We start from the raw sequence: 18,676 nt of genomic DNA on the forward strand, positions 1-18,676 counted from the left end.
TCTTACTGACACGGCAGTATCAACTGCATACTGTTTTCTAAGTGAGAAGGTAACGAGAAGCGACACTGTTGGTTGTCGCCCCATGTCACGCGAAACTGCTGTTCTGGCTCAACGGCGCCCAGCCAGACGTGGCCTTCATCGGCCACCATCCCAACCTGCAAATCGCTTTCTTCCAGGCGAACAATCGCCCCGAGCGGTGGCGTTCCTGATGACATCCGCAGAACGCCTGCCACGTCCTGACCTGCACGCGTGGCAATCTGGCGAAAACCAATGGCCCCCTCAGTCCAGGTTGAGGTCACGACGCGGTTGTCCACGTCCACGCCATCCGGAAGGTTGTTCATATTGATCTGCACGCTGGAGGGGGAATAGCTGGAGAATGACGGCAAAACGCCGATGCCAAAACGGTTGGTCTCATCTCGCGACATGTTCAGCGGGATATTGCCTACCCCGTCGGTGCTGACCATTACGCGGGGTTCATTACCGTAGCTGCGCCGGTGCAGCGCGGCGCCTTTCGCTGTTGAGGTGAAGGAACCGCTCCAGCTCGCGCTAAGGGAGTTATATTCGTCAGCTTTATAGCTGCCGGAGAGATTAAGATCGCCGTACGCAGAATAATGCTGATAATTCCCGCTGAACTGCGCCCCGGAGTCTGGCTTCCCGCTCTCCGCGCCCGCGGAAACGCCCCAGGTGTTATTGCGATCCGACGTGTCGTACCACGACACGTTATGGCTCAGCGTGTCGCGGTTACGCAGGTCATAGTTAAGGCGATGATCGGGATCGAGCGGTACGCTGAGCGAGAGATAGAACTGAGTATCGTCACTTTCGTCTTTCTCATCATAATGCGTTTTACTCCAGGACAGGGTTACGCCAAGGTTCTTCCAGCGGCCCATATCAAAGTTGTAGCCCGCCGTGATACTGCCGGTCGTGGAGGGTGAATCATTCCACCATGTCTGACGCAGCATATTGACGTACAGGTTCAGGGATAACGCCGAAATGTACTGGCTTGCCGTCACGCTCAGGGTTTGTTTTTCCGACTGGCGGTCACCGTCGTCATAATCAAGGTAGCGGGCGTAGCTCAAAAACTGTGGATCTGAGTAGCGGTAGCTGGCGAGCGTAAGCTGACTGCCGGTGGTATCGAAACGCTTGCTGTAGTTAATGCGATAGCTGTAACCCGTCTGGCTGCGCTGGTGTGGCAGCTGGCTGGTGGCCTGCGTGACGTCAAAAGAGAGCGCCCCCAGCCAGGCCATATTCTGGCCGATCCCGGCAGCGAGGGAAAGATAGCGGTCGCCATCGGCCAGCGTACCGCCATACAGGGAGGTGTGCGACAGCATGCCCCAGGAAAATTCGCCGCTCATGAAGGCGTTATCTTCAACGTCATGGGAGGCGCCCTGGCGCGCTTTACCCGCCGCGAGCTTGTAGCGCACCTGACCCTTGCGCGTTAAAAATGGTACGGATTCGGCCGAGACCTGGAAGGTGCTGACGCGTCCATCCTCTTCCGTGACTTTGACGTCCAGCGTGCCCTGAACCGACTGGTTAAGATCCTGAATAACAAAAGGGCCTGGCGGCACTTTACTCTGGTAAATCACGCGATCGGCAAGGCTTACGGTTACCGTGGCGTTGGTTTGCGCTATCCCGGTAATCTGCGGGGCATAGCCGCGCAGCGACCATGGCAGCATACGTTCATCGCTGATTAGCGATGCGCCGGTGTAGGTAAAGGCGTCAAAAATTGCGGACTGGAAATCCGTTTCACCCAACGTCAGTTTCGCACCGATCGAGGGCAGAGGGCGGAACATATACACGCGTGAAAAACGTCCATTATGCTCCGAGCCTGCGTCAGTATGGCTTTGCGTGTACTGGTAATCGCTGCGTAGCCGCCACGCGCCCATGTTCGCACCGGCGGTGCCATAGGTATTGGCGTTGTCATTGTTGCTGCCGCTATTGGGCTGATAATGGCTGGCAAAAAGATTGTAATCCAGCAGTACGCCCGGCACGCCGATGTCCCAGGTGGATGGCGGCATCCAGTCAACCGCATGGTATTGCAGCCACGCCTGGGGGATGGTCACTTTCAGGGTCTGGCTGCCTTGCTCAAAAGTAAATCGGATGTCGGGTCTGGCGGAGAAATCAACGCATCCCTCTTTCTCAGGCAAAGCGTGGCGAACGTCATCCTGCAACGCAAAGGTATCGACCAGCTCGGGGGGAATACAGACCTGAACGGCGTTATTTATTTCTCGCCAGCGAAGCTGCCAGCCATTTGCCAGCGGAATATCATTGACGGCAACCGTAACGAAATAGCTTCCCGGCGTAACCGATATTTGATCTTTAAACAGTGATAAATCGACGCTGCCGCGCTGATCTTTATCGATGGCGTTTATATTAAACTCGGTGGCAGAGGCAACTTTCGTCATTAACAGGGACGCAATGATGATTATCCATTGTAATTTGTATGTCATCATCCTGTTACTCGAGTAAATAGAGAGTGCCGACCGGTATGAATTACCAGTCGGCTGGTGCCGTGACGTAACAGAATTATTTGTACATCAGGACGTAGTTAGCCGTGGCTTCAACCTGGCCTGCCGTCGCAGTTTTACCTGTAGGGACTTCCATAACCGCTTTGAAATGCAGCGTCTGGGTGGTTGAACCCGCCAGCAACTCAACCTCGTTGGCCTCTCCCAGCGTGATAGCAGACTCCGCGTTATCCAGCAGACGCACCCCCACGTTCTGCGCACCGCTTGCATAGGTGTTGCTCATCAGGCTGGTATCCGCCGCGTCTGTCGCTGCGCTGGTAAAGGTCACATCCACTTTGGTAATTGGCGTGTCGGTCTCGTCTGCCGGATCGTCAAGCTGGCAGTTTTCCAGATTGATATCGACCGGTACCGGGGTAGATTTTTTGTTGGCGTTGATAACAGCCGTGGTCACTTCACCCAGATCGACTTCTTTATCAACGCTGTCTGGTGCGATACTGCACGGTGCGTCAATAACAATACCTTTGAATGTGATTTTTCCTGAGCCTTGATCATCTGCAAAAGCAGCACCCGATACAATGACTGCCATAGCCGTCGCTAACAGTAGTTTTTTACCCATATACATGAAAATATCCTTTTTCAGAGTGATTCATAATGTGAATATTAATTTCAGAATACTCGCGAAGTATACGAATTGGGGTGGGGAGACGCGATTAACATGACTTAAATATATTTTTAGATGGTTTTAATTAATATTTGCAGGCTATCTTAAGAGGCGTGGTTTTTCGGGATTTTAACAGGTCTATATTTTTCAGGTTATTATAGGTGAAATATATAGGATTGTTTTTTTGAATAATATATAGCCTCCGTATAAAACGGAGGCATAAATTCTTAGCCAATACCGGCCGTTTGCAGCAGTACCAGACTCATCCCCATCACTGACATTCCACACAGTACGCCGTAGCTGGGGTTATTGTTGGGATCGATCTCTTTCGCCAGCGGCATCAGCTCATCGACAGAGAGCGCGACCATAATCCCGGCCACGGCAGCCATAATCGCAGCCATCACAATCGGGGAGACGAGGCTACCGAGGATCAGCCACGCCAGCACGCCGCCGAGAATTTCAGCCATCCCGGAGATACCCGCCCAAAAGACCGCCGTACGTTTTGAACCCGTGGCGGCATAAACGGGCCCGGCAACGGCAAGTCCTTCAGGAATATTGTGCAAAGCCACGGCCAGCGCCACACCAAAACCCATTTCCAGGTTGCTGCTGGCCGTGACATAGGTGGCGATACCTTCCGGAAAGTTATGCAGGCTGATACCCAGCGTCAGCAGAATGGCCGTGCGTTTGATATTGCCCGGGATGGGGGTAACGCTTTTTTGCATTAAATCCTGCGGGTGCGCGTGAGGAAGAATACGGTCAAGCGCAAAATAACCCAGCAGTCCAATGATAAACATGCCATAGCCCAGAACAGGCGACATACCTTCGGTGTGAAGCGCGGCGGGCAGCATCTCCATCAGCGAGATAAGCAGCATGATCCCGGCGGCGAAACCCAGCGAGAAGGCCAGAAGGCGATTAGAGGGTTTTTGCCCGAGTACCCCGAGGAACGCACCGATAAAGGTTGCGGCGCCCGCGAGTAAGGTCAAAATCAACGGTACTGACATGCATTCTCCTTAAGCGATATCTGACATTCAAATTTCCTGATGATGATCTTCACGGTTATCTGCGTTCATCTTCACCTGAATGCGCGTAATGTAGGCCCATCACATTGCCACCTCCTCTAAGGATATCACCATGTCTTCTTCTCGTATGCCAGCACTGTTTTTAGGCCATGGCAGCCCAATGAACGTCCTGGAAGATAACGTCTATACCCGCGCCTGGCGTCAACTGGGTGAGACGTTACCGCGTCCGAAGGCAATTGTGGTGGTCTCTGCGCACTGGTTTACCCGGGGTACCGGCGTGACGGCCATGGAAACGCCAAAAACGATTCATGATTTTGGCGGCTTTCCGCAGGCGCTGTATGACACGCATTATCCTGCTCCGGGCTCCCCCGAGCTGGCGCAGCGGCTGGTTGATCTGCTTGCCCCTGTTCCGGTTGCGCTGGACAAAGAAGCCTGGGGCTTTGACCACGGCTCATGGGGGGTGTTGATCAAAATGTATCCGGATGCCGATATTCCGATGGTGCAACTGAGTATCGACAGCACCAAACCGGCTGCATGGCACATGGAGATGGGGCGTAAGCTGGCTTCGCTTCGTGATGAGGGCATCATGCTGATTGCCAGTGGCAACGTGGTACACAATCTGCGTACGGTACGCTGGCACGGTGAAAATACGCCGTACCCTTGGGCAACAGCCTTTAATGACTATGTAAAAGACAACCTGACCTGGCAAGGGCCGGCCGAACGACACCCTTTGGTGAACTATCTGGATCACGACGGCGGTTCGCTCTCTAACCCGACGCCGGAACACTTCTTGCCATTGCTGTATGTATTAGGCGCATGGGATGGTCAGGAGGTTATTACAATCCCGGTCGACGGTATTGAGATGGGGAGCTTGAGTATGCTGTCGGTGCAGGTGGGGTAAAAACATGTCGGGTGGCGGCTTCGCCTTACCCGACCTACATATTGAGCGTAGGCCCGGTAAGCGTAGCGCCACCGGGCAAGTCTTACTCGACGAAAATATGCGGGTAGAAACGCGACAGATCCTGCGTAATCAGCGCGCGATCTTCGCGAATGCCAATCCCGGCAGGCTGATCGTTAATAAGCCAGCTGCCGATCAACGTATAGCTGTCGCCAAACTTCGGCAGTTGATAAAACGCCTGGACGATCATCCCTTCTTCACCGTACGGCCCTTCAACCGCTTCCAGCGTTTTACCGTTTTCGATAATCGAGACGTTTGCCCCTTCACGGGAGAAGATTGGCTTAACGACGTATTTCTCCATCGGTGGGAAATCATCTTCAGCAAAGTAAGCAGGCAGCAGGTTCGGGTGATTCGGGAACATCTCCCACAGCATCGGCAGCAGGGCTTTATTGGAGATAATGCTCTTCCAGGCCGGTTCCAGCCAGCGCACGCCGGCGTCTTCCAGTTTGGTAGAGAACATTTCCCGCAGCATGTATTCCCACGGATAGAGCTTGAACAGGTTGCTGATGACCTGATCCTGCATGTCCGTAAACTGACCTTTTTCACCTAAACCGATATCTTCGATATAGAGGAATTCCGTCGCCACTTCCGCTTCGGCTGCGCAGTCCTGCAAATACTGAACCGTACCGCGATCTTCTTCGGTATCGCGGCAGCAGGCGAGGTGCAACAGGTTGAAACCGTGCTGTTCACGCAGTTCGACGAAACGCTCAATCAGCTTTTCCTGAAGGCTGTTGAACTGGTCGCTGCCTTCGGGCAAGTTTCCGGCATTCGCCTGATCTTCCAGCCAGATCCACTGGAAGAACGCGGCTTCGTACAGAGAGGTTGGTGTATCCGCGTTGTTTTCTAAAAGCTTCGGTTCACCCACGCCATCCCATGCCAGATCGAGGCGAGAGTAGAGCGAAGGCTGGTTCGTTTTCCAGGACTGACGAACAAAACTCCAGGTGTGCTTCGGAATGCGGAATTTGGTCATCAGCTCATCGCTGTCGATGACTTTTTCTACTACCTTCAGGCACATCTGGTGCAGCTCTGCGGTTACCTCTTCAAGCTTTTCGACCTGAGCGAGCGTGAGCTTATAGTAAGCATCTTCACACCAGTACGGCTCGCCGTACATGGTGTGAAAGTTGAAACCGTATTCGGTGGCTTTTTCGCGCCAGTCCGGGCGCTCAACAATACTGACTCGTTCCATGATCAGCCGCCCATTGAGCGAGTTGAGGAGCCGGTCGCACTACGCTGCATGGTGGTTTGTTTGGCAACAGACTCACCAAAGCCGCCACGGGTAATGGTGCTGGTGGTGGCTGGTTTCGGCGCCATTGCGGTTTTCGGTACGGTCATCGTACGGCCTGGCGTTGCAGCACCGTAACCCTTGCCGGTGGCATCGGTGTATTTACCGTAGGCCGGGCTGTTCGGGTTTTTGGAGCTAAACAGCGGCTGCTGCTGGTAGCCCGCACCGCCGCTCATCAAACGGCCCATCATATAACCCGCCATCAGCGGCATCCAGAAGCTGCCGCTGGACTGTGCCTGCGCCTGGTTTTCCGGTGCCATACCCGCCTGAGCAGGTGCCTGCTGGCACTGGCCTTCACCGAATTCGGCTACACAGTCTTCGCGAGAGGCATATTTCGGCGCGGTACGTTCCGCTTCTTTGAGGGCGTTGTTATAGGCCGTCGTACACTCAGCGGCTTTACCGGTTGCGCTCGCGCAGTCGTCGGCGTTTTGATACAGCGAAACCGTTTCGTCGTTTTGCTCACAGCCTGCCAGCATAAAGACGGCGGTGACCGCCAGCGCGACAGGTGTCAGGTGGCGTGCGTTCCAGCTTTTGCGGAACGACGCGTGATTCATCGTTTTTGTCCGTTTCATATTTGTCTTCCAGGACCCAGTGGTAATAACGCTCAGGATAGAGGATGAGTGGTTGAAAATGAAGCGAAGAGGGGCGAAATGCGGGGGATCTTTACGTTGGCTTACGTTCAGGTGTGATTTTGCGCCGGGTGGCGCTGTGCTTACCCGGCCTACGGTTAAGTAGGCCCGATAAGCTCAGCGCCATCGGGCAAGGCTTAATGACGGAACGGATTCGTACCGCTGCTGGCAGGTGCGGTGCTACGCGCTGCCGCTGGCTGCGCAAGCGGGGCGCTGCTGTTAGGGGTTAAATTATCAACGGCGGCATCCTGCTGTGGATTTTCCGGCGCGACGCTGTCAGGCGACGTAGGGACCGGTTTGCCCAGCGTGCTGTTCAGCATTTGCAGATCCTGCTCGTTCAGCGTACCCAGCGCCTGCTTGATGTTCAGCTGGTTAATCAGATACTGATAACGTGCGCTGGAGAGCTGCTGTTTCGCGTTATACAGCGTGGTCGTTGCGTCTAACACGTCCACGATGGTACGCGTACCTACGGAGTAACCCGCTTCGTTCGCATCCAGTGAGCTCTGGGCAGAGACGACGGCCTGTTTATAGGCGTTGATGCTGCTGATAGAGGCATTTACGTTGTTGTAGGAAGAACGCACGGTCTGCACCACGTTGCGGTGTGCGCTTTCCAGCTGCTCGCTGGCACCCACAAAGTTGTACTGCGCCTGTTTAACCTGAGAGTTAACCATCCCGCCCTGGTACAGCGGCAGAGAGAAGCTCAGACCCACTTTGTTCTGGCCAACGTTGCTGTCGTCATAGGCCTGAGAGGTCGTTTTAGACCCGCTGTAGCTGGTGTCCGATACGCCGGTAGAGGCGCTCAGGCTCAGAGTTGGCAGGTGACCATCCTGTGCAAGACGGATCTGTTCGCGCGCCAGATCCTGGCTCAGGCGTGCCTGCAACAAGGTCAGGTTGCGGTTTTCCGCTTCTTTCAGCAGGGCGTTAACCGCCTGCGGTTTGTCCGTTTTGAAACTGTCCACGTTCAGAGAGGCCAGCTCAGGATAGTAGTTACCGGTGACCTGACGCAGTGCTTCCAGGGCGTTGTCGAGGTTGTTACGTGCGGTCACTTCGTTAGCCAGTACGGTATCGTACTGTGAACGGGCGTTCTGCACGTCAGTAATGGCGACCAGGCCCACGTTAAAACGCTGGGTGGTTTGATCTAACTGACGGTAAACCGCCTGTTTCTGCGCTTCGGTGTAGGAGAGGGCGTCAATCGCGCTCAGAACCTGGAAATAGGCGGTCGCGGTATTCAGGATCAGCGTCTGCTGATCGGTCTGATAGGTGACATCCTGAATGCCGGCGCTCTTTTCCTGCAAGCTCAGTTCCCGCCATTTGGACATGTCGAACAGGGTTTGTGTAAGCTGTAAAGAGGCGCTGGTGGCATTCGAATCGATGCCATTGTTATCGCGAAAACCGTTAGTGTAGGTATAATCTGCACCTAAGCCTAACTGCGGCAGCAGTGGACTACGTGCTTCGTTAATCTTTTCAAACGCAGCATCACGATCGGCCGCTGATTTACGTAAATCAGGGTTGCCCAGACGTGCCTGCTGGTAGACCTGTAACAGGTTTTCTGCCTGGCTCATTGCACTGAAGCCCGTCAGGCTCAGGCCGATAAGGATGGGGAGCAATTTCTTCATTTGCATTCCTTGTTGTGAAGCAGTATTAGCGCTGATCTAATTAAAAATAATTGCCGATTCTAACAGAATCATCCACACCAAAAGGTTGGCGTAACGTGCCATCTGGCGGTAATTTGCTCCAATCTACCATATAGCCATACAAACGGCAGCCAAACAGCCTTGAAATTCACAATTTCATCACCATTGCTACCAGGACTCGACCGATGCAAAAACCAGAAAACGTGCCTGTCACCTTCGCCAAAAACGATGTAGAAATTATTGCACGAGAAACGCTTTATAGCGGTTTTTTTTCAATGGAACTTTACCGTTTCAGGCATCGTCTGTTTAACGGTGAGATGAGCGGTGAAATCAAACGCGAAATTTTTGAGCGCGGGCATGCGGCTGTGTTGCTACCCTATGACCCAGTGCGTGATGAAGTGGTGCTGGTCGAACAGGTGCGTATTGCGGCTTATGATACCAGCGATACGCCGTGGTTGCTGGAGATGGTGGCCGGGATGATCGAAGAAGGTGAGTCGGTCGAAGACGTCGCTCGCCGTGAGGCGCTGGAAGAAGCGGGCCTGGCGATCGGCCGGACGAAACCGGTGTTGAGCTACCTGGCAAGCCCGGGTGGGACAACGGAACGTTCATCTATTATGGTGGGCGAAGTGGACGCCAAGACAGCGGAAGGGATCCACGGTCTGGCAGATGAAAACGAAGATATTCGGGTTCATGTGGTGAGTCGGGAGCAGGCTTACCAGTGGGTAGAAGAGGGGAAAATCGACAACGCAGCGTCTGTCATCGCCCTGCAATGGCTACAGCTGCATTATCAGACATTACGACACGAGTGGAAAAAATGAAGCGTTATACACCTGACTTCCCAGAAATGATGCGCCTGTGCGAAACCAATTTCGCCCAGCTGCGCCGCCTGCTGCCGCGAAACGACGCGCCCGGCGAAACGGTGAGCTATCAGGTGAGCAACGCGCAGTATCGGTTAACGATAACAGAATCAACGCGCTACACTACGCTGGTGGAGATTGAGCAAACGGCGCCGAGCATCAGCTACTGGAGCCTGCCGTCGATGACGGTACGTCTTTATCATGACGCGATGGTCGCTGAAGTGTGTTCAAGCCAGCAGATCTTTCGCTTTAAAGCGCGGTATGATTACCCGAATAAAAAGTTGCATCAACGCGACGAAAAGCATCAAATTAACCAGTTTTTAGCCGACTGGCTAAGATATTGTTTAGCACATGGAGCAATGGCGATTCCGGTTTGTTAGCGTCATAAACCTACCTAAGGACACCATTTGGAAAGCCTGTTGAACCTGACTGTTGCTGGTGGGGCGCCAGTCAGGATATTACAAATCACCGACACCCACCTTTTTGCCGAAAAGCATGAGACGCTTCTGGGCGTGAACACCTGGGAGAGTTATCAGGCGGTTCTTGACGCGATCCATGCTGAAAAGCGGCCATGCGATCTGATCGTCGCGACGGGCGATCTGGCGCAGGATCAATCCTCCGCAGCCTATCAGCATTTTGCTGAAGGGATTGCGAGCTTTAGCGTGCCTTGCGTCTGGCTACCGGGCAATCACGATTTTCAACCCGCTATGTACAGTTCGCTTCAGGATGCGGGGATTTCACCGGCAAAATGTGTCTTTGCGGGGGACCAGTGGCAAATTCTGCTCCTCGACAGTCAGGTGTTTGGCGTTCCGCACGGTGAGTTGAGCGACTATCAGCTTGACTGGCTGGAGACAAAACTGGCCGCCGAACCGAATCGCAATACGCTGCTGTTGCTGCATCATCACCCGCTGCCGGCGGGCTGTAGCTGGCTCGATCAGCACAGCTTACGCAACTCTGCGGCGCTGGACGGCGTACTGGCGAAATTTCCGCGCGTGAAAAATTTGCTGTGCGGGCACATTCACCAGGAACAGGATCTCGACTGGAATGGTCGCCGCCTGCTCGCGACGCCCTCTACCTGCGTGCAGTTTAAGCCGCACTGCGCCAACTTTACGCTGGATACCATCGCACCGGGCTGGCGTTGGCTGGAGCTGCATGCCGATGGCTCGCTGACCACCGAAGTTTGCCGTCTGGCTGGGGCTCAATTCCGCCCGGATACCGCTTCGGAAGGCTATTGATGTCGACGCTTCTCTATCTGCATGGGTTTAACAGCTCACCGCGATCGGCGAAAGCGACGCAGCTTCGCCAGTGGCTGAGCGCGAATCATCCTCACGTGGAGATGATTATTCCGCAGTTGCCCCCTTATCCGGCGGATGCGGCAGAGATGCTGGAATCGATCGTGCTTGAACACGGCGGCGAATCGTTTGGCGTTGTCGGGTCGTCGCTCGGCGGCTACTACGCCACCTGGCTGTCGCAGTGCTTTATGTTACCCGCTGTCGTCGTCAACCCGGCGGTCCGGCCATTTGAGCTGTTAAGGGACTTTCTTGGCGAAAACGAGAACCCCTACACCGGCCAACAATATGTGCTAGAGTCACGCCATATTTACGATCTCAAAGTTATGCAGGTCGACCCGCTTGAAGCGCCCGATCTTATCTGGCTGCTGCAACAGACGGGAGATGAAGTGCTGGATTACCGCCAGGCAGTGGCGTATTACGCATCCTGCCGCCAGACTGTAGAAGAGGGCGGTAACCATGCTTTCACGGGCTTTGAAGATCATTTCACCCAGATTGTCGATTTTCTTGGACTGCACAGCCACTGACAATCAATGCGAATTGCTAGCTTAAATCATGACGCAAACCTACAACGCTGATGCCATTGAGGTACTCACCGGGCTTGAGCCGGTTCGCCGCCGCCCGGGGATGTACACCGATACGACGCGCCCAAACCACCTGGGCCAGGAAGTAATTGATAACAGTGTGGACGAAGCGCTGGCAGGCCATGCCAGACGCGTGGACGTTATCCTGCACGCCGATCAGTCGCTGGAAGTTATCGACGACGGCCGCGGCATGCCGGTAGATATCCATCCGGAAGAGGGTGTTCCCGCCGTTGAGCTGATCCTCTGTCGTCTGCACGCGGGCGGTAAGTTCTCCAACAAAAACTACCAGTTCTCCGGCGGCTTGCACGGCGTGGGGATCTCCGTGGTTAACGCCCTGTCAAAGCGCGTGGAAGTGAACGTTCGTCGCGATGGCCAGGTGTATAACATCGCGTTTGAAAACGGCGAAAAAGTGCAGGATTTGCAGGTCGTCGGGACGTGCGGTAAACGCAACACCGGCACCAGCGTCCATTTCTGGCCTGACGAAAGCTTCTTCGACAGCCCACGCTTTTCCGTTTCTCGCCTGACGCACCTGCTGAAAGCCAAAGCGGTGCTGTGCCCGGGCGTGGAAATCACCTTTAAAGATCACGTAAACAACACCGAACAGAGCTGGCGCTACGAAAAGGGTCTGAACGACTACCTGTGCGAAGCGGTTAACGGCCTGCCGACCCTGCCGGAAAAACCGTTCGTCGGGAATTTCGAAGGTGACACCGAAGCGGTGGACTGGGCGCTGCTGTGGCTGCCGGAAGGCGGTGAGCTGCTGACGGAAAGCTACGTCAACCTGATCCCAACGCTGCTCGGCGGGACGCACGTCAACGGCCTGCGTCAGGGGCTGCTGGATGCGATGCGCGAGTTCTGCGAATACCGCAACATTCTGCCGCGCGGCGTGAAGCTTTCCGCAGAAGATATCTGGGACCGCTGCGCCTACGTGCTCTCCGTGAAGATGCAGGATCCGCAGTTTGCCGGTCAGACTAAAGAGCGCCTGTCGTCACGCCAGTGTGCGGCGTTCGTCTCCGGCGTGGTGAAAGATGCGTTTACCCTGTGGCTGAACCAGAACGTTCAGGCCGCAGAAATGCTGGCTGAAATGGCCATCTCCAGCGCCCAGCGTCGCCTGCGCGCGGCGAAGAAAGTGGTGCGTAAAAAGCTGACCAGTGGCCCCGCGCTGCCGGGCAAGCTGGCGGACTGTACCGCCCAGGATCTCAACCGCACCGAGCTGTTCCTGGTGGAAGGGGACTCGGCAGGCGGATCGGCCAAGCAGGCGCGCGATCGTGAATATCAGGCGATCATGCCGCTCAAGGGTAAGATCCTCAACACCTGGGAGGTCTCGTCTGATGAAGTGCTGGCCTCGCAGGAAGTACACGACATCTCCGTGGCGATCGGCATCGATCCGGACAGCGACGATCTGAGCCAGCTGCGCTACGGCAAGATCTGTATCCTCGCGGATGCGGACTCCGATGGTCTGCACATCGCCACGCTGCTCTGTGCGCTGTTCGTGAAGCACTTCCGCACGCTGGTGAAAAACGGTCACGTCCACGTGGCGCTGCCGCCGCTGTACCGTATCGACCTTGGCAAAGAAGTCTACTATGCGCTGACGGAAGAAGAGAAAGCGGGCGTGCTGGAGCAGCTCAAACGCAAGAAGGGCAAACCGAACGTTCAGCGCTTTAAAGGGCTGGGCGAGATGAACCCGATGCAGCTGCGTGAAACCACGCTGGATCCGAACACCCGCCGTCTGGTGCAGCTGACCATCAGCGATGAAGACGAACAGCAAACCAACGCCGTGATGGACATGCTGCTGGCCAAGAAACGTTCTGAAGACCGACGTAACTGGCTACAGGAGAAAGGCGATATGGCGGATATAGAGGCCTGATGTCCCCTCACCCTAACCCTCTCCCACAGGGAGAGGGTTAGGATCGTAGGCCCGGTAAGCGTTAGCGCCACCGGGCTTTTTTACGTCAAAACTCCATCTTCACCGTAAACTGCACTTCACGCGGGTCGCCAATCTGGTTGCCCAGGTTGTTGGTCGCAATCGACGACGTGTAGTAGGTCTTATCGAACAGATTCTTCACGTTCACCTGTAGCGTCACCGGATATTGCAGCTTCATTTTGTACGCCGCAAATGCATCCGCCACGAAATAGCCCGGCAGATAATAATCCGCACCGTTAGTCGCTGAGCGGCGGCTTACGCCGTGCCCGCCGCCGCCAATTGTCAGCGTATTCCCGGCAAACGCATTGTGAATATCGTACGTCAGGAACAGGGAGCCGGTATGGCGCGGTACGTTCGACAGCGGTTTGCCCGCGTAGTCCGGGTCTTCCAGCACCTTCGCATCGGTATAGCCGTAGCTGGCGATAATGTTGGTGTTCTCGGTCAGCGATCCGGCGAGATCCACTTCGACACCCTGCGAGCGCACGCGGCCCGCGGTTTTGGCGACGGTTTCATCACCGACGCTCTCGGTGTACAGCACGTTGCGCTTGTGGATATCAAACAGCGCGATGTTGGCGGTAATGCCGTCGAACAGGTCGAATTTAGCGCCTATTTCATACGCGTTCGACGTTTCCGGCGGCAGGTCGCCGATGTAGCTCGCAATGGACGACTGCGGCATAAACGTCTGGGAATAGTTGGCAAACAGGGAGACTGCCGGCGTGAGCTTGTATACCAGGCCCAGCTTCGGCGTCCACTGGTCGTCGCGGCTGTCGGTGTTGACGTTAAACGGACGGCCTTTGCCCGCGTACTGGGTGTAATACTGGTAGCGCAGTCCGGCAACGGCGATCCATTTATCGGTCAGGTACAGCGCGTCCTGCGCGTAGGCGGAGTAGCTCTCCTGCTTGATGGTTTGATCGCTGTCGGCTGCCGAGACGGTGGTGCACTTGCCGAGGCTGCCGTAGCTCGGGTTGTAAATATTGAAATCCTTAACGTTCTTACAACGGATCATGTCCGTGCGCAGCAGATCGTAATTCTCATACGACACGCCGGTCAGGATCTCATTGTAAAAGCCCGCGATGTCCACGTTCCCCTGCAAATCTGCCCGCGTTGTGTGCATACGCTGGGTCGAACCCTGGGTCGCATCCACGCGGCGGGTCAGGTTGCCGGTTTTTGAATCGTAGGCCATCACGCGAGCCTGGTTATCGCTGTACTTATCCTGGCTGTAGCTGTAGTCGAACTTCGCGGTCCACTGGCTGTTGAGCCGATACTCCGCGTTAAGCTGAGCGAGGTCGGACTGACCGTCGGTCACGTTAAATGGCTCATCAAAGCGGGTTTTGCGATCGACGTCGACGGCCTTTTTGGTGTTGAGATCGAAGATCGTTCCGCGATCGAACGGCGTTTTATAGTCGCGATGCGAATAGAGCACGGTCACGGTGGCATCATCGCCGAACCAGGTCAAAGACGGGGCGATAAAGGTGCTGCGTTCGGTGCCGAAATTACGCCAGTAATCCTCGTCCTGATACTCCCCCGTCAGGCGATAGGCCAGACGCGTACCTTCAATTGGACCGGTGACGTCAAACTGTCCGCTACCGCCGCCAAAGCTGGTTGATGTGGCAGAAATCGAGCCGCCGAAGGTTTTCTCCGGGCGTTTGGTCACCACGTTAATCAGGCCGCCGGGGTCGAGAATACCGTAAAGGGTCGAGGCCGGGCCTTTTAGCACCTCCACGCGCTCGGTTGCGGCATTGAAGCTGCGCGGCAGCACGGTGCGCAGGCCGTTGGTCATGATCGAGCCATCGCGGTTTGCGCCGAAGCCACGGCGCACGAAGGCATCCTGCGTGCCGCCCAGGGTGTTGGTCTGCACCACGTTGCTGACGTTATACAGCGCCTCGTCTAGCGTGGTCGCGTTTTGGTCTTCCAGCACTTTATCGCTGACGGTATTGACCACCTGCGGGATGTCCAGCATCGGCATGTTGGTCAGCGTGGCGGTGGAGGTGTTCAGGGGCTGATAGCCGCTGGTGGCGTCGGTGGAAGCGTAAGGATCGGCAGTGACGGTAAGCGTCTCACCGTCTTTTGCTGCTGCGTGCACCAGAGGCGCCATGAACAGGAGTGAAAAGAGCGCGCGCCCTTTTACCCCGGCGAATGAAGGTGTGAACTTAGCCATTACATCTGTTTTCCCAAAATATCCTGCGATGAAATGCTCGCGGAAGAATGTGTGAGTCATTGCCCTTACGGTCTGTCCGTTAGCCTCTACGGCATCGGACTTGTAATTGAGAATCATTCAAGCATGAGGGCATGTAGTAGTAAATGGAATAAATAAAAATTTCGCTACAGAGGTTTCTCTCTGGCTAACACGCTTCGATTTATTGTTTAAGGTATTGAAAATAATCAATAAAAATGAATTTTAATTTGTGCGGTGATGCTCAATTATCCCTGGGTTTTACAGGGTGTATCTTCGCTTGACTACTACATGGAGCGGCGGCAAACTCACAAAAGAGAATGAGTTTTATTTTTATTTGTTGGTTTTTTTTCTTACGTTGGCGTTCACGTGGCTCACTACATCAAAAAGCCGGGACTGGTTCTTGAGAACCTCTCCGCGGGTTACCAGAAAAAAATCATCGTTGATGATATCTCCCTTGCGATCCCCCAGCAGAAAATGACTGTTCTGGTGGGCGCAAACGGCTGCGGAAAATCGACGCTGTTAAGTACCCTCGCACGGCTGCTTCAGCCGCTCGGCGGCAGCGCGGTGCTGGACGGCAAAGCCATCCACTCGCAGCCAACCAAAGCGGTCGCCCGCCAGCTCGGGATCCTGCCGCAGTCTCCGCTGCTTCCAGAAGGGTTAACCGTATTTGAGCTGGTCTCGCGCGGACGTTTCCCCTGGCAGAACGTGATGCGCCAGTGGAGCGAGGAAGACGAGCGGGCCGTGGAAGAGGCGTTACGCCTGACCGGAACGGCAGAGTTTGCCCATCATCTGGTTGAAAGCCTGTCCGGCGGCCAGCGCCAGCGCTGCTGGATCGCTATGGTGCTGGCGCAGCAAACGCCCTATATCCTGCTGGATGAACCCACGACGTACCTCGATCTTCGCTACCAGGTGGAGATCCTCGAACTACTGCACACGCTGACGCGCCGGCACGGGCGCACCGTGGTGGTGGTTCTGCACGATCTCAACTTCGCCGTGAATTACGGTGATTCGCTGGTCTTTTTACGTCAGGGAAAGGTTGAGGGGGTACTGCATGAGGGCGACGCCTGCACGCCGGAGCTGATCAAAGCGGTGTTTGACGTCGACGTGCATATGTCGGTTAACCCGCTGACCGGCAAGCCGTTCTTTATGCCGTTCCGTCAGGCTGACGACAAACCATGATGCGCACATCTGTGGCCTTTATTCTCTTTACGCTGCTGCTTCTGGCAGGCGCGATTGCGCACCTGAGCATCGGGGCGCGCGTTATCGCCCCCCGGACGGTAGTAGACGCATTTTTCCACTTCGACCCGCGCAATTTTGAGCATAGCGTGATCGTCAGGCTGCGCTTGATGCGGCTGTGCGCCGCCCTGGTGGCGGGCGCGGCGCTCGGCGTCGCGGGCGTGCTGCTGCAATCAGTGATCCGCAACCCGCTCGGCGAGCCGCATATCCTGGGGCTGAATGCAGGGGCGGCGCTGGCGGTGGTGCTGACGAGTGCCCTCGGGCTGTCGCTGCCGTTTGGCCGCCCTCTGATAGCCGCAGCTGGCGCCGCCGCGCTCTTTTTGCTGGTGCTAACGTTCTCCTCATCCGGGCGTACCGGTCTCACGCCGATGAAGGTCACGCTGTGCGGCGTGGCAATGTCGGCATTTGCCTCATCGATAACCGCCACGGTGTTGATTCTGGATGAACAGACGCTGCTGGCCGTGCGGACCTGGCTTGCGGGGGATGTGGCGGGAGTCATCGGCGAGACGATCGCTAGCGCCGCGGGGGCCGCTGCCGTGGGTTTTGCGCTGGCGCTCTGGCTGTCGCCGTCGCTGAACATGCTGGCGCTGGGCGAGAGAATGGCGCAGGGGCTTGGCGTGTCGCTGCTGAAAACGCGCCTGCTCGCGCTGCTGGCCATCGCCCTGCTGTGCGGCGCGGCGGTTTCAGTTGCCGGACCGATCGGGTTTATCGGACTCGTGGTGCCGCAGCTGATTCGCCGTCTGGTATCGGTGGACCTGCGCGTGATGGTGCCGCTTTCAGCCCTCTGCGGGGCGCTGGTTCTGCTGATGGCGGATATCGCCGCCCGTACGCTGTTAACGCCGTATGAGCTGGCAACCGGCGTGATGACTGCACTGGTCGGCGCGCCGGTCTTTATCCTTATGGCGTCAAGGATGTTCAAATGAACCGGGCTGGATTGAGGGCAGTACGATTTTTCTCCTTCTCGGCGCTGGTTCGCCCGAGGGCGCTGCTGTATCTGGCCGTATTATCGCTTGCCGCTCTCCTGCTGCTAAGTTTTGGCCTGACGCACGGTTCGCTGCCCATTCCTGCTTCCGCCATCGGACGTGCGCTGTTTTATCCTGAACGTCTGACGGCGGATGCGCATTACATTGTGATGGATATCCGCCTGCCGCGCCTGCTGATGGCGGTGCTGTGCGGCGCGATGCTCGGCATGGCGGGGGCGGCCATGCAGTCCATTACCCGCAACGGCCTTGCTGACCCCGGTCTTATCGGCGTGAAAGAGGGCTGTAGCGCGGCGGTGCTGCTGCTGATTTTTCAGTTTCCGGGATTGGGGCCGTACTGGCGTCCACTTATCGGCATGGCCGGTGGGCTGCTGACCGCGCTGCTGGTAGTGGCGCTGGCGCGTGATATCTCGCGCCCGCGATTCATCCTGATTGGCATCGGCGTGTCATGGGCGTTTGCCGCCGCGATGGGGGTCTTTATGACGACCGCCGACGTGCGCGACGTCCAGACGGCGATGCTGTGGCTGGCGGGGAGCCTGCATGCGGCAAGCTGGACGCTGGTCAGCATCGCTGCTGCCTGGACAGTGCCAGCGTTTGCGCTGCTGCTCTTTACCGCACGCGCCGCAGACGTAGCCTTGCTCGGCAACCACACTGCGACGGGGCTGGGCGTGCGGACTTCACGCCTCGCTCTGCTGCGCGTGTTTGCCCCCGTGGTGCTCACCGCGGCCTGCGTCTCCTGCGTGGGGAGTATCGGCTTTGTCGGGCTGATTGCCCCGCACATGGCGCGCCTGCTGCTGCGCGGAGGGCAAACGGCACTGCTGACGGGAAGTGCCGTACTGGGCGCGCTGCTGGTGCTGCTGGCGGATAACGTCGGGCGGCTGGCATTTCTCCCGTTGCAGCTGCCGGCGGGAATTGTCATTTCACTGATTGGCGGACCGTTTTTCCTGCTGCTGCTCTGGCAGCGTCGGGATCGATTTTAGGGGATAAA

General features: G+C 56.2%; 16 protein-coding genes. 9 read left to right on the top strand and 7 right to left on the bottom strand.

Annotated features, from left to right (window positions below):
* Window positions 1-2: 2 nt before the first annotated feature.
* The 3 genes from SK54_RS05360 to zupT all read right to left on the bottom strand — a co-directional run bounded on the left by SK54_RS05360 (window position 3) and on the right by zupT (window position 4,124).
* On the bottom strand, window positions 3-2,447 hold the full coding sequence (locus SK54_RS05360) for a fimbria/pilus outer membrane usher protein (protein ID WP_048246870.1): 2,445 nt from the start codon (window positions 2,445-2,447) through the stop codon (window positions 3-5).
* A 76-nt stretch (window positions 2,448-2,523) separates the two neighbouring features.
* Window positions 2,524-3,084 (bottom strand): fimbrial protein, encoded by a 561-nt coding sequence (locus SK54_RS05365; protein WP_015571893.1) that lies wholly within the window; start codon window positions 3,082-3,084, stop codon window positions 2,524-2,526.
* Window positions 3,085-3,350: 266 nt separating this feature from the next.
* A complete protein-coding gene (zupT, locus tag SK54_RS05370) occupies window positions 3,351-4,124 on the bottom strand; it encodes a zinc transporter ZupT (RefSeq protein WP_015571892.1) in 774 nt (257 codons plus the stop codon).
* A 130-nt stretch (window positions 4,125-4,254) separates the two neighbouring features.
* On the opposite strand from zupT, the gene ygiD reads away from it, so the two are divergent.
* The gene (ygiD, locus tag SK54_RS05375) at window positions 4,255-5,043 is read left to right on the top strand and encodes a 4,5-DOPA-extradiol-dioxygenase (RefSeq protein ID WP_032649568.1); all 789 of its coding nucleotides are present in this window, start codon (window positions 4,255-4,257) and stop codon (window positions 5,041-5,043) included.
* A gap of 82 nt (window positions 5,044-5,125) precedes the next feature.
* On the opposite strand, the gene SK54_RS05380 is transcribed toward ygiD, so the two are convergent.
* The 3 genes from SK54_RS05380 to tolC all read right to left on the bottom strand — a co-directional run bounded on the left by SK54_RS05380 (window position 5,126) and on the right by tolC (window position 8,627).
* The gene (locus SK54_RS05380) at window positions 5,126-6,286 is read right to left on the bottom strand and encodes a glutathionylspermidine synthase family protein (protein ID WP_017384039.1); all 1,161 of its coding nucleotides are present in this window, start codon (window positions 6,284-6,286) and stop codon (window positions 5,126-5,128) included.
* Window positions 6,287-6,288: 2 nt separating this feature from the next.
* On the bottom strand, window positions 6,289-6,954 hold the full coding sequence (locus SK54_RS05385) for a DUF1190 family protein (protein WP_003862522.1): 666 nt from the start codon (window positions 6,952-6,954) through the stop codon (window positions 6,289-6,291).
* A gap of 194 nt (window positions 6,955-7,148) precedes the next feature.
* Window positions 7,149-8,627, bottom strand: coding sequence for an outer membrane channel protein TolC (tolC, locus tag SK54_RS05390; protein ID WP_023295455.1), 1,479 nt, complete (start codon window positions 8,625-8,627; stop codon window positions 7,149-7,151).
* Between the two features lie 203 nt (window positions 8,628-8,830).
* On the opposite strand from tolC, the gene nudF reads away from it, so the two are divergent.
* Genes nudF through parE form a run of 5 tightly spaced genes read left to right on the top strand, consistent with a single transcriptional unit; the run spans window position 8,831 to window position 13,239 of the window.
* Entirely contained in the window at window positions 8,831-9,463 is a 633-nt protein-coding gene (gene nudF / locus SK54_RS05395; protein WP_017384042.1) for an ADP-ribose diphosphatase, read from the top strand.
* Window positions 9,460-9,882, top strand: coding sequence for a DUF1249 family protein (locus tag SK54_RS05400; protein ID WP_003862516.1), 423 nt, complete (start codon window positions 9,460-9,462; stop codon window positions 9,880-9,882). The genes nudF and SK54_RS05400 overlap by 4 nt, the downstream gene beginning before the upstream one ends.
* 27 nt (window positions 9,883-9,909) lie before the next feature.
* Window positions 9,910-10,737, top strand: a complete 828-nt coding sequence (gene cpdA, locus SK54_RS05405; protein ID WP_023314864.1) for a 3',5'-cyclic-AMP phosphodiesterase — start codon at window positions 9,910-9,912, stop codon at window positions 10,735-10,737.
* Window positions 10,737-11,318, top strand: coding sequence for an esterase YqiA (gene yqiA, locus SK54_RS05410; protein WP_015571888.1), 582 nt, complete (start codon window positions 10,737-10,739; stop codon window positions 11,316-11,318). Before cpdA ends, yqiA begins: the two co-directional genes overlap by 1 nt.
* Window positions 11,319-11,346: 28 nt before the next feature.
* Window positions 11,347-13,239, top strand: a complete 1,893-nt coding sequence (gene parE / locus SK54_RS05415; RefSeq protein ID WP_017384044.1) for a DNA topoisomerase IV subunit B — start codon at window positions 11,347-11,349, stop codon at window positions 13,237-13,239.
* Between the two features lie 85 nt (window positions 13,240-13,324).
* Here the strand turns inward: parE and SK54_RS05420 are convergent, their stop codons facing one another.
* Window positions 13,325-15,454 carry a TonB-dependent siderophore receptor gene (locus SK54_RS05420; RefSeq protein ID WP_032103348.1) on the bottom strand — a complete coding sequence of 710 codons (2,130 nt, stop codon included), beginning with the start codon at window positions 15,452-15,454 and terminating at the stop codon, window positions 13,325-13,327.
* Window positions 15,455-15,838: 384 nt separating this feature from the next.
* Between SK54_RS05420 and SK54_RS05425 the strand changes: the two genes are divergently transcribed.
* From SK54_RS05425 to SK54_RS05435, 3 genes are read left to right on the top strand one after another with little or no spacing between them, the layout of a single operon-like run.
* On the top strand, window positions 15,839-16,651 hold the full coding sequence (locus SK54_RS05425; protein ID WP_017384046.1) for an ABC transporter ATP-binding protein: 813 nt from the start codon (window positions 15,839-15,841) through the stop codon (window positions 16,649-16,651).
* Window positions 16,648-17,631, top strand: coding sequence for a FecCD family ABC transporter permease (locus tag SK54_RS05430; RefSeq protein ID WP_045344006.1), 984 nt, complete (start codon window positions 16,648-16,650; stop codon window positions 17,629-17,631). Before SK54_RS05425 ends, SK54_RS05430 begins: the two co-directional genes overlap by 4 nt.
* A complete protein-coding gene (locus SK54_RS05435; protein ID WP_017692658.1) occupies window positions 17,628-18,668 on the top strand; it encodes a FecCD family ABC transporter permease in 1,041 nt (346 codons plus the stop codon). Before SK54_RS05430 ends, SK54_RS05435 begins: the two co-directional genes overlap by 4 nt.
* Window positions 18,669-18,676 lie beyond the last annotated feature (8 nt).

Source organism: Enterobacter sp. MGH120, from assembly GCF_001037725.1.
GTDB classification, from domain to species: Bacteria; Pseudomonadota; Gammaproteobacteria; order Enterobacterales; family Enterobacteriaceae; genus Enterobacter; species Enterobacter hormaechei_C.